The following is an 11,379-nucleotide window of genomic DNA, read 5'->3' as shown; positions in this document are numbered from 1 at the left end:
AGTGAGATGGGACTCATGAACAATCACGGCGTTCTCGAACGCCACTCGCTCCTGCTCACCATCGGCATCCTGATTACGGTGTCGATTGGCGGGATCATCCAGATGGCGCCTCTGTTCTACATGGAGAACACCATCGAGAAGGTGGAAGGCATGCGCCCGTACACCCCGCTCGAGCTGGCTGGCCGCAACATCTATATCCGCGAGGGCTGTTATGTCTGCCACTCGCAGATGGTGCGCCCGCTGCGCGATGAGGTGGAACGCTACGGCCACTATTCACTGGCGGCCGAGAGCATGTACGACCACCCCTTCCAGTGGGGCTCCAAGCGGACCGGTCCGGACCTTGCCCGCGTTGGCGGCAAGTATTCCGACGAGTGGCACCTCGATCACCTGATCGATCCGCGCGCACTGGTGCCGGAATCGATCATGCCGCCCTATGCCTTCCTTGCCGAGAAGTCGCTCGACTATGAGAACATCGCGCAGGACCTGAAGGCGCTCCGCATGGTCGGTGTCGACTATACCGACGAGATGATCGAGAACGCTGTGATCGATCTCGAGGCCCAGGTCGACCCGGACATCTATTTCGACGAGCAGGATGCCCTGGTCGCCCGCTACACCGAAGCGGCCGGGCGCGAAGGAACGGTCCAGATCCGTGACTTCGACCGCGATCCTGACCGGATCACCGAGATGGATGCGCTCATCGCCTACCTTCAGATGACCGGCACGCTGGTGGATTTCTCCACCTACGAAGCCGAAGACCTGATGAACCGGCGCTAGGAGGCGGACATGTACGAGAAACTCTCGCATTTCGCGCAGACTGGCGGGTTGATCTACTTCTTCGCCATCTTCGCCGTCGTCCTCGCCTACGCCCTCTGGCCACGAAACCAGAAGCGCTTCGACGAGGCAGCCCAACTTCCACTTCAAGACCGGGAGCCCGGAGATGAGTGACCACACCAAGGATATCGATGAGACGACCGGCGTTGAAACCACCGGTCATGAGTGGGACGGCATCAAGGAGCTGAACAACCCGCTCCCGCGCTGGTGGCTCTATATCTGGTACGGCACGATCGCCTTTTCGATCGCGTACATGATCGCCATGCCGGCCCTTCCGGCGCTGCCGGGCCTCGGCACCAATACCCGCGGCGTACTCGGTGCGTCCGACCGGGTCGCAGTGGCCGAGCAGGTCGACAAGATGCGGGCCGACCGGATGGCCGCCGGCACGGCGTTGCTGAGTGCAAGTCTCGAGGAAATCGAGACCGACCGCTCGCTGCAGCAATTCGCCATGGCGGCCGGTGAAAGCGCCTTCGGTGACAATTGTGCGACCTGCCATGGTGCCGGCGGACGCGGGGCGATCGGTTATCCGACCCTGGCCGACGATGTCTGGCTCTGGGACGGCACGCTGGATGGAATCGAATACACGATCCGCCACGGCATCCGTCATGAGGAAGACCCGGAGACCCGCTTCTCGCAGATGCCGGCCTTCGGTCGTGACGGCCTGCTCACCCGCGCGCAGATCGACGATGTCGTGAACCACGTCCTTACGCTGTCTGGCCGCGAGGCCGAAAGCGAAGACGCCGCTGGCCGCGGTGCCGATATCTTCGCCGCCCAGTGCGCGCTCTGCCACGGGCCCAATGGTACCGGCGACCGCACCCAGGGGGCACCCAACCTGACCGACCAGACCTGGCTGTTCGGCAGCGAATACCGTGACATCTACAATTCCGTCTACAACGCCCGGAACGCCCACATGCCGGCCTGGGGTGAGCGGCTGGACGATGCCACGATCAAGTCGCTCGCCGTCTATGTCCACTCGCTGGGCGGTGGGGAATAAAGGACCCGAGACATGAACCGCGTGACCCTCATCTCGTCGAAGTCGCCGCCACCGGTCCCGCCGCCGCAGGACCTGTATTCGAAGCGCAAGCAGATCTATCCGAAGCTCGCCCATGGCAAGTTCCGGACGGTGAAGTGGGCTGCGATGGCGGTGCTTCTCGGGATCTACTATCTCGTGCCCTGGCTGCGCTGGGACCGGGGTGAGGGTGTGCCGGACCAGGCTGTCCTGGCCGACTTTGGCGGCGAGCGGTTCTTCTTCTTCGGCATCGAGATCTGGCCGCAGGAGGCGTACTACCTTGCCGGCCTGATGATCGTCGCTGCGCTGGGCCTGTTCCTGGTGACGTCGCTCTTCGGGCGGGTCTGGTGCGGCTATGCCTGTCCGCAGACGGTCTGGACCGACCTTTACATCTGGGTCGAGCGGGCCTTCGAGGGCGACCGCGCCAAGCGCATGCGGCTCGACAATGCGCCAATGAGCTTCAACAAGCTGTGGCGCAAGGTCGGCAAGCACATTGTCTGGCTGATCATCGCCTTCCTGACGGGCGGCGCGTTCATCCTGTACTTCCACGACTCGCACATGATCCTGCAAACCTTCTTCATCGGCGAGGCGCCGCTGTCGGCCTACTGGTTTGCCGGCATCCTGACCTTCACCACCTATGCGCTTGCCGGCACCATGCGCGAGCAGGTCTGCACCTATCTCTGCCCATGGCCGCGTATCCAGGGTGCGCTGACCGACGAGGACGCGCTCAACGTTACCTATCGCTATGACCGCGGCGAGCCGCGCGGCCCCCACCGCAAGGGCGAAAGCTGGGAAGGACGCGGCGACTGCATCGACTGCAAGCAGTGCGTCCAGGTCTGCCCGATGGGGATCGATATTCGCGACGGACCGCAGTTGGAATGCATTCACTGCGCGCTGTGCATCGATGCCTGCGACCAGATGATGAAGACGGTCGGCCGGCCGACGGGACTCATCGCTTATGATACCGATACGGCCGTTGCCCAGCGCGCCTGCGGCCAGACGCCGAAATACCGGCTGATCCGTGCGCGCACCGTGCTCTATGCGCTGCTGATCGGGATGATTTCCGCGCTGATCGCCTTCGGCCTGTTCAATCGCGGTACGTTTGAGGTCAACGTCCTCAAGGACCGTTCGCCGCCTTTCGTGCGCCTGTCTAATGGCGACATCCGCAACGGCTATGCGCTGAAACTGGTCAACAAGGCGGGCGAAGCACGCGAGATGACGCTGACGGCGAATGGCATCGAAGGTCTCGAGATCGAGGTTGTCGGCCTTGAAGCCGAGCCGGGTGAAGACCTGGTCCTGCCCGTCGCGTCCAATGGCGTCGACCGTTACCGGATGCTGGTCACCGTGCCCGAAGGGGCTGCCGATGGCCGGCGCTACTTCCAGCTGGTTCTCACCGACACCGAAACCGGCGAAGTGCATACCAACCGTACCAGCTTCATGGCTGCAGGAGACTGAACATGATGGCCGCCCCTCAATACAAGCAAGGCCCCGACGCGAAACTCAAAGGCTGGCATGTCCTGCTGATCATGCTCGGCTTTTTCGGTGTGATGTTCACCGTGAACGGGATCTTCCTCTATTCGGCCATCACCAGTTTCCCGGGTGAGGATGTCGAGAAGTCCTACCTGCAGGGCCTGCACTATAACGACACGCTGGAAGCACGCCGCGAGCAGGCCGAGCTTGGCTGGACGCTGCGGGCAGGGCTCGTCGAAGGGCCCGAGCGCCTGCTTCGGGTCGAGGCGAGCGATGCCTATGACGCACCGCTCTCCGCGCTCGAGATTTCGGCCCGGCTACGCCGCCAGGCGACGACAGCCGACGACGTCCATCTGACCCTTCAGCCGTCCGGCCTGCGCGGGACCTATGAAATCGCCCTGCCTGCAGACCTCGCCAAAGGCCTCTGGGATGTCGAGATCCAGGCCCGCTCGGCGCGCGGCGAACAAGCGTTCACGGCGACCAAGTCGATTGTCGTGCCATGACCACGCTGACTGACGTCAACGAGGCCGGCTGCCCGAGCGGGCTGGCCCCGGCCACGGCTGGCACCGGGACGGATGTCTCCGCCTTTGTCAACGAGAAGGGCGGCGTCAAATCGCTCAGCCTTTCGGTGCGCGGGGCGAAGTGCGCCGGGTGCCTTTCCAAGATTGAAGGCGGCATCGGCGCGATGCCGGGCGTCAGCACCGCGCGCCTTAACCTGTCCAGCGGCCGGCTGGATGTGCGCTGGTCGGGTGATCTCGATGCCAATGCCATCGCCGCCAAGGTCGCCGACCTTGGCTATGGCGTCTCAGCTTTCGATCCGGACAAGGGCGATGCGGCCGCCAAGAAGGAAGAGCGCGACCTGCTGATCGCGATGGGCGTTGCGGCCTTCGCGGCGGCCAATGTCATGCTGCTGTCGGTGTCGGTCTGGGCTGGCCACGGTGAGATGGGCGAAACCACCCGCCGCGCCATGCACGCCATATCCGGCGCGATTGCCATTCCTGCTGCGCTGTTTTCAGGCCGGGTCTTCTTCAAGTCGGCGTGGAACGTCCTGAGACGCGGACACGCCAATATGGACGTGCCGATCTCGCTGGCCGTCCTGCTCGCCCTCGGCGTCAGCGTGGCGGAGACGATCCGCGGCGGCGAACATGCCTATTTCGACGCCTCCGTGATGCTGCTCTTCTTCCTGCTGATCGGCCGCTTCCTCGATGCGCGCCTGCGCCGGCGGACCCATGCGGCTGCGCATGACCTTGCGGCGCTGCAGTCCCACACGGTCACGCGCCTTGATGCGACTGGCGTTGCGCGCTCTGTCCGGGCGAGCGAGGTTTCCGCCAGCGACACGATCCTCATCGCACCCGGCGAGCGCCTGGCGGTCGACATCGATGTGATCGACGGCAAGGGCGAGGTGGATGAAAGCCTGGTGAGCGGCGAGAGCCTGCCGCGCGCCATCGCGCCGGGTGCGCGTATCTTCGCCGGGTCGGTCAATCTCGGCCAGTCCATCCGCGGCCGCGCCATCTCACCGGCGAGCGACTCGCTCCTGGCCGATATCGGCCGCATGCTGGAAGCCGGCGAACAACGCCGCTCGGCCTATCGCCGGATCGCGGACAAGGCCGTCTCGCTATACGTGCCGCTGGTCCACACCACCGCCGCGCTGACCTTTATCGGCTGGATGCTGGCGGGCGCAGGCGTGCGCGAAGCGCTGCTGATTGCGGTCTCGACGCTGATCATCACCTGCCCCTGTGCGCTCGCCCTGGCCGCGCCGGTCGTGCAGGTCGTGACCGCCGGGCGCCTGTTCCGCAAGGGCGTCTACCTCAAGTCCGGCGATGCGCTCGAGCGGCTGGCAACAGCCGATCACGTCGTCTTCGACAAGACCGGAACGCTCACGCTTGGCGATGCAAAACTCATTGCAGGCAGTGCCCCGCGTGAGATCGTGCTGAAGGCGGCCCGCCTGGCACGCGCCTCGCGCCATCCGCTGTCACGGGCCATCGTCGCCGCGGCCGGACCGGGACCGGTTGCCGATCATGTGACCGAACATGCCGGCCTCGGCCTCGAAGCCGAGATTGACGGCGAGACCGCTCGCCTCGGGTCTGCAGACTGGGTCGGTGCGGACGATGCCCCGGAGGATGGAAAGCTGCACATCTGGTACAGCGAAGCCGGCGGCCTGCTCTGCCGGTTCGACTTCGAGGATGCGCTGCGGCCCGAGTCCGAAGCGATCGCCGCCAGCCTGAAGGCGCGGGGCCTCGGCCTTGAAATCCTCTCCGGCGACCGTGCACCGGCCGTCGAGGATGTTGCCAACCGCCTCGGAATCAAGCGCTGGACGGCAGGCGCCAGCCCGGCGCAGAAGGCCGCCCGCCTGGATGCGCTGAAGGCGGAAGGCCGCAAGGTGCTGATGATCGGTGACGGGCTCAACGATGCAGGTTCGCTCGCCCTCGCGCATGCCTCGCTGGCGCCCGGCGGTGCGATGGATGTCAGCCAGTCGGCGAGCGATGCGGTCTATACTGGCACCGGGCTTGGCGCGATCCTCGCCATCATCGATACAGCGCGCGGCGCCCGTATCCGCATGCTGCAGAATTTCAGCCTCGCCGCGCTCTACAACATGGTTGCCGTGCCCATCGCGGTGGCCGGATTTGCCACCCCGCTGGTCGCAGCCATCGCCATGTCGGCCTCATCGGTTATAGTAACGCTGAACGCGATACGACCCACCAGATCGAAGGAGCCAATCTCATGACCGGGCTCATCTATCTCATCCCGCTTGCCCTGCTGCTCGGCGCGACCGGCCTCGGGGCCTTTCTCTGGGCTGTCAACTCGGGCCAGTTCGACGATCCGGAAGGTGCCAGCCAGCGCATCCTGATCGATGAGGACCACCCGCTCTAGCGCGAAGCGCGCGCGTTCGATCGCACGTGCTCTAACGTCAGGGCTTCCTGACACCGGCAATGCCAATTAGTCTCCCTTCCAAACGATAGAGAGGGAGGACCAGCCATGAAAGCTGGATGGCTTGCGATACTGACCGTTGCACTGGCGGCTTGCGGACAGCCACAGCCTGATGCCCCGGACGCGGGCGAGGCCCCGGATGCACCGCCCGCAGGGCAGGCCACACAGGCCACAGCCGATGCGAATGCGGCCGTAGCAGCCCGCCTGCCGCTCGGCGATGAGGGTGACGCAGAGGACGCGGCGCGCGGCTTCCTCGCAGCCATCGAGGCCGATGCCATCCTCAACGATGACGGCGGCGTCGTCTGGTCTATCCCGCAATTCGATTTCATCGAGGGCGAAGCCCCGGCCACCGTCAATCCGTCGCTCTGGCGCCAGTCGGGCCTCGCCGCGAAACATGGCCTGTTCGAGGTCGCCGACGGGATCTGGCAGGTGCGCGGCTATGACCTGTCGGTGATGAGCGTGATCGAGGGTGAGACCGGCTGGATCATCGTCGACCCGCTGACCGTGAGGGAGACCGCTGCGGCTGGCCTCAAGCTCGTCAATGACACGCTGGGTGAACGGCCGGTGACGGGCGTCATCTACACGCACTCGCATGCTGACCATTTCGGCGGCGCGCGGGGTGTCGTCTCCGAAGCCGACATTGCCGAACGCGGCGTACCCGTGATCGCGCCGGAAGGCTTCACCGAGAGCGCCGTTGCCGAGAACCTGCTGGCGGGTAATCTCATGCAGCGCCGGGCCGTCCTGATGTTCGGCAACACCATTCCGCGATCGGCCGAGGCGGTGGTCGGCACCGGGCTTGGCCCCGGCCTGCCGCAGGGCACGACCGGCCTCGTCCTGCCGACCGAGGAAGTCGGCGGCTGGGGCACGGTGCGCGTGATTGACGGGGTGACCTTCGAATTCATGGATGCGGGCGGCACCGAGGCGCCGGCCGAATTCATGTTCTACCTGCCGGAAAAGCGCGCGCTCTGCTCGGCCGAGGTGGCGACCGCGACGTTCCACAATGTGCTGACCCCGCGCGGCGCGAAGGTCCGCGATGCGCGCAAGTGGAGCCGGGTCATCGACCGCGCGCTCGCCGATTATGGCGACCGGTCCGACCTCGTTTTCGCTTCCCACCACTGGCCGACCTGGGGGCAGGCGAATGTCCAGCAGTTCCTCAAGCACCAGCGCGACGTCTACCGCTATGTCCATGACCAGACCCTGCGGCGCGCCAATGCCGGGGCGACAATGACGGAAGCCGCCGAGACCATCCCCGAGCCGGGCTTCAGCACCGAGGACTTCTCCACGCGCGGCTATTACGGCACGCTGAACCACAATTCCAAGGCGGTCTACCAGTTCTATTATGGCTGGTGGAGCGGGGTGCCGGCCGACTATCACGCCCTGCCGCGCGAGGAGACGGCGAGCCGCTATGTCGAGGCGATGGGCGGGCTGGACGCGGTCCTGTCGCGCGGAGCTGAAGCCTTTGAAGATGGCGACTATCGCTGGGCGGCAGAGCTGTTCAACCAGGCTGTCTTCGCTGCGCCGGAGAGCCAGCCGGCAAAGGACTGGCTGGCGGGCGCCTATGAGCAGCTCGGTTTCCAGGCCGAGAGCGGCGCCTGGCGCAGCTATTATCTCACGGCCGCTTCCGAACTGCGCAATGGCGTGCCGGATGCCGGCGCGCCCAATCTCGGCAATGCGGACTTCCTGAAGGCGGTCCCCACGCTCGACCTCTTCGATGCGCTGGCCAGCCGCTACAATCCGGAGAAGCTCGCCATCGACCCGTTCTCGCTTGTCTTCGCGTTCACCGATACCGGCGAGGTCGTGACGGTTGAGGTCGGCCGCGATGTCGCTGTGCCGCGGCTTGCGGACGGGGAGGGCGCGGCGCGCCTGTCGCTGACACGGGGCGACTTCAACCGGCTGATCCTGGGGCAGACAAGCGCCCGCGCGCTGATCGAGTCCGAGGCGATGACGCTGGAAGGGCAGATGACGGCGCCGGCGGCCTTCCTGGGTGCGCTCGACCAGCCGGCCTTCTGGTTCCCGGTGGTCACGCCCTGAGGCGATCTGCGATCAGAGGAGATTGGCCTCTTGCCCGGGCGCGAGCATGCGGTTAGTCAGCAGACTGGCGCGGAGAGGTGGCCGAGTGGCTGAAGGCGCTCCCCTGCTAAGGGAGTATACGTTAATCGCGTATCGAGGGTTCGAATCCCTTCCTCTCCGCCAGCCAGTTTCCCGAAAATCAGCGAATTCGAGACGTCTCGGAATAGTCCCGACATTTCCGGGACTTGCCGGCGCTATCAGCGACTGATTTCGACATTTCCCGTCTCCATTCGGAACCAATTGTGGCCTTTCAAGCAAAAGTCTCCGCGGCCGATTTTTTCAGTCAAGTTTGGCCGCAATTTCCCTGATAACCGTCGATTTACAGGGAAATTTGCAAATTTAACAGGGATTGTCGGATTTTAGCCCCTCCAGATCGCCCGCCACCATTGGGGTTTCCGGCGAAATTCCCTAAACGACAGAACAGGGAATTTAATCTCAGGAACAGGGAATTTTTCCGAGATAACAGGTAAGCGTCCAATAGTGACACGCTTGTGCGCGGTAGCGGGCATTCGATCTCTTTCGGCTGGTGTTCAAAAGCTGAAAGGAGATACCGATGCCGAAACTCAAGACGAAGAAACGTGCCGCGCTGGAAGCGTTCTGGCGGGCCCATCATGAGGCCTGGAAACGCAGTGACTTGAATCAACGCGAATATTGCGAAGTGAACGGCTTGCCGCTGAAGCGGTTCGGCAACTGGCGCGCCCAGTTCAAGCGGGAGCCGCGGCCTGAGCCAGTGGACCTGCTTTACCGGCGCGGAGGCCTAAGTCATAGCTTTAGTCATAGGCTTAGTCATACCCTTAGTCATAAGCTAAGTCATAGGCTTAGTCCTAAGTTGGACTACCAGGCTGAGATCCGGCCGACGCCAAATCGCGATCCGATTCTCCAGCCTCTTCAGGAAGGACGCCGGCGCAAGTTCAGCGCCTCAGACAAGAACGCGATCGTCAGGGCGGCCTGCCGACCGGGGGCTGTCATTTCAGATGTTGCTCGCCACTATGGCGTTGCCCCGCGGGTTCTGTTCCGTTGGAAATCGGAGCTGGCTGTTGCTGACACGGGCGTGCGGTTCCTCACGGTCGAGGTGGCATCATGACCTTGCTTCCAGAAGGTGTGCGGGTGCACCTGGCGGTCGGCTATACCGACATGCGCAAGGGGATCGATGGACTGTCGATGATGGTCCAGGAGGTGCTGAAGCGCGATCCGTTCACCGGGCATCTCTTCGTGTTCCGCGGCCGCAAGGCCAATCTGATCAAGATCGTCTACTGGGACGGGACCGGGCTCTGCCTGTTCACAAAGCGGCTCGAGCATGGCGTTTTCCCCTGGCCGTCAGAAAACGAGCCTGGCAAATCCATCGTCCTGACCTCTGAGAAGTTATCGATGCTGATCGACGGGATCGACTGGCGATCACCGGACGAGCGCTGGCGTCCTGATCGGGCGGGCTGAAACGCAGATGCGACCGATTGAATCAGGCCGCAGAAAGCTGTGCGAAGCGAGCTGATTCCAGCGTAATCTCCATGCCATGGAGCTTGATCTCACCGCCCTGCCTGAAGACGTGGATGTGCTGCATGGCATGATCCGCGAGCTGGCCGCGGCGCGCGAAAGCGAGCGCGCTGAGACACGGGCGGAGATCGAGCGACTGCGCCAGATGGTGAAGACGCTGCAGCGCAGCCAGTTCGGCCGCCGGGCCGAAGGCCTCGATCCCGGTCAGCTCCAGCTCAGCCTGGAGGATCTCGATGGTGATGTCGCCCGGCTCGAAGCGGCTTTTCCCGACTTGGCAGCTGAAACTGCAGCGCGCCTATCCCGTACCCGCGCGTTCAGCCTGCCGGACCACCTTCCGCGCGAGGATGTCGCGATCGAGACCGAGACCAGCGCCTGTCTATGCTGCGGCGGCGCGCTGCACTTCATCGGCGAGACGGTCAGCGAGATGCTGGATCATGTGCCGGCGCGGTTGCGGGTCCTGCGGATCAAGCGCCCGCGCTATGGCTGCAGAGGCTGCGGGAAGATCCACCAGGCGCCGGCCCCGGAGCGCCCGATCGCGAAGGGGCTCGCCACGCCCGGCCTGCTCGCGCATGTCATCGTCAGCAAATATTGCGATCACCTGCCACTCTATCGCCAGTCGCAGATCTTTGCCCGCCAGGGCGTGAAGCTGAACCGGTCGACGCTCGCCAACTGGGTCGGCGGTGCAAGCTGGTGGCTGGAAGCGCTGCATGAGCGTCTGGCGAAACATGTCTTCGCGTCGACCATGCTGTTCGCCGATGACACGCCGCTGCCCGTGCTCGATCCCGGCCGGGGCCGCACGCGCACCGGCCGGCTCTGGGTCTATGCCCGTGATGATCGGCCCTGGAATGGGCCCGGTCCGCCGGCCGCGGTCTACATGTACAGCCCGGACCGGCGCGCCGAACGACCGGAAGACCATCTGAAAGACTTCAACGGTGTGCTGCAGGTCGATGGCTATGCCGGGTTCGAGCGGCTGACTGCTGGCGGGGACATCGCGCTCGCTGCCTGCTGGGCCCATACCCGGCGCAAGTTCTACGAGGTCCACCAGGCGACGGGCTCGCCGATCGCAGCCGAAGCGTTGCAGCGGATCACAGAGCTTTATGCCATCGATGCGGCTATCCGGGGCCAGAGTGCGGACAAGCGCCGGATCGTGCGGGCCCGGAAATCCCGCCCGCTCGTCAGGGCCATGAAGGTCTGGCTGGAAACCGAACTCCAGCGTATCCCACCGCGCAGCGGGCTCGGCGATGCGATCCGCTATGCGCTGACCCGCTGGGCTGAGCTCAGCCGGTTCCTGGATGATGGCCGGATCGAACTTGACACAAACACGGTTGAGCGTGCCATCCGCCCGGTCGCACTGGGCCGAAAGAACCACCTGTTCGCCGGCTCCGAAGGCGGCGCTCAAAGATGGGCCGTCATCGCCTCGCTGCTGACCACGGCAAAGCTCAATGATGTCGAGCCGCATGCCTATCTCAGTGATGTCCTCGACCGTCTCAGCCAGGGCCATCCGATGAACCGGGTCGATGATCTGCTGCCTTGGAACTGGGCGGGCTCACACAAGGACGTGTGAGAACTGGACGCTTACG

Annotated in this window: 11 protein-coding genes and 1 tRNA gene; all 12 read left to right on the top strand. The window is 64.4% G+C overall.

The genetic code is table 11. The features are described 5' to 3' along the window. Window positions 1-6: 6 nt before the first annotated feature. The 12 genes from ccoO (at window position 7) to tnpC (ending at window position 11,363) form a co-directional block, all read left to right on the top strand. Window positions 7-774 (top strand): cytochrome-c oxidase, cbb3-type subunit II, encoded by a 768-nt coding sequence (gene ccoO / locus D1227_RS08670; RefSeq protein WP_119377358.1) that lies wholly within the window; start codon window positions 7-9, stop codon window positions 772-774. 9 nt (window positions 775-783) lie between these two features. Beyond that, window positions 784-945: a cbb3-type cytochrome c oxidase subunit 3 gene (locus D1227_RS08665; protein ID WP_119377357.1), complete on the top strand. Its 162-nt coding sequence runs from the start codon at window positions 784-786 to the stop codon at window positions 943-945. Then, a complete protein-coding gene (gene ccoP, locus D1227_RS08660; protein ID WP_119404543.1) occupies window positions 938-1,825 on the top strand; it encodes a cytochrome-c oxidase, cbb3-type subunit III in 888 nt (295 codons plus the stop codon). The genes D1227_RS08665 and ccoP overlap by 8 nt, the downstream gene beginning before the upstream one ends. Before the next feature lie 12 nt (window positions 1,826-1,837). Then, on the top strand, window positions 1,838-3,295 hold the full coding sequence (gene ccoG / locus D1227_RS08655) for a cytochrome c oxidase accessory protein CcoG (RefSeq protein WP_119377355.1): 1,458 nt from the start codon (window positions 1,838-1,840) through the stop codon (window positions 3,293-3,295). Window positions 3,296-3,297: 2 nt separating this feature from the next. Beyond that, a complete protein-coding gene (locus tag D1227_RS08650) occupies window positions 3,298-3,813 on the top strand; it encodes a FixH family protein (protein WP_119404542.1) in 516 nt (171 codons plus the stop codon). Beyond that, on the top strand, window positions 3,810-6,035 hold the full coding sequence (locus tag D1227_RS08645; protein ID WP_119404541.1) for a heavy metal translocating P-type ATPase: 2,226 nt from the start codon (window positions 3,810-3,812) through the stop codon (window positions 6,033-6,035). Before D1227_RS08650 ends, D1227_RS08645 begins: the two co-directional genes overlap by 4 nt. Then, entirely contained in the window at window positions 6,032-6,181 is a 150-nt protein-coding gene (gene ccoS / locus D1227_RS08640) for a cbb3-type cytochrome oxidase assembly protein CcoS (RefSeq protein WP_119377352.1), read from the top strand. Before D1227_RS08645 ends, ccoS begins: the two co-directional genes overlap by 4 nt. Window positions 6,182-6,286: 105 nt before the next feature. Then, window positions 6,287-8,269 (top strand): alkyl/aryl-sulfatase, encoded by a 1,983-nt coding sequence (locus D1227_RS08635; protein ID WP_119404540.1) that lies wholly within the window; start codon window positions 6,287-6,289, stop codon window positions 8,267-8,269. A 71-nt stretch (window positions 8,270-8,340) separates the two neighbouring features. Then, window positions 8,341-8,431 (top strand) — tRNA-Ser (locus D1227_RS08630). A gap of 430 nt (window positions 8,432-8,861) precedes the next feature. Next, complete coding sequence (gene tnpA, locus D1227_RS08625) at window positions 8,862-9,392, top strand: IS66 family insertion sequence element accessory protein TnpA (protein ID WP_119404465.1); 531 nt, start codon at window positions 8,862-8,864, stop codon at window positions 9,390-9,392. Beyond that, window positions 9,389-9,742: an IS66 family insertion sequence element accessory protein TnpB gene (gene tnpB, locus D1227_RS08620; protein WP_119404466.1), complete on the top strand. Its 354-nt coding sequence runs from the start codon at window positions 9,389-9,391 to the stop codon at window positions 9,740-9,742. The genes tnpA and tnpB overlap by 4 nt, the downstream gene beginning before the upstream one ends. 76 nt (window positions 9,743-9,818) lie before the next feature. Continuing rightward, on the top strand, window positions 9,819-11,363 hold the full coding sequence (gene tnpC / locus D1227_RS08615; RefSeq protein ID WP_119404467.1) for an IS66 family transposase: 1,545 nt from the start codon (window positions 9,819-9,821) through the stop codon (window positions 11,361-11,363). The last annotated feature ends 16 nt before the right edge of the window (window positions 11,364-11,379 follow it).

It is taken from the genome of Henriciella mobilis (genome assembly GCF_003576315.1).
GTDB lineage: Bacteria > Pseudomonadota > Alphaproteobacteria > Caulobacterales > Hyphomonadaceae > Henriciella > Henriciella mobilis.
The sequence above is the reverse complement of the archived record's forward strand: the minus strand, read 5'-3'. Positions and strand labels throughout refer to the sequence as shown.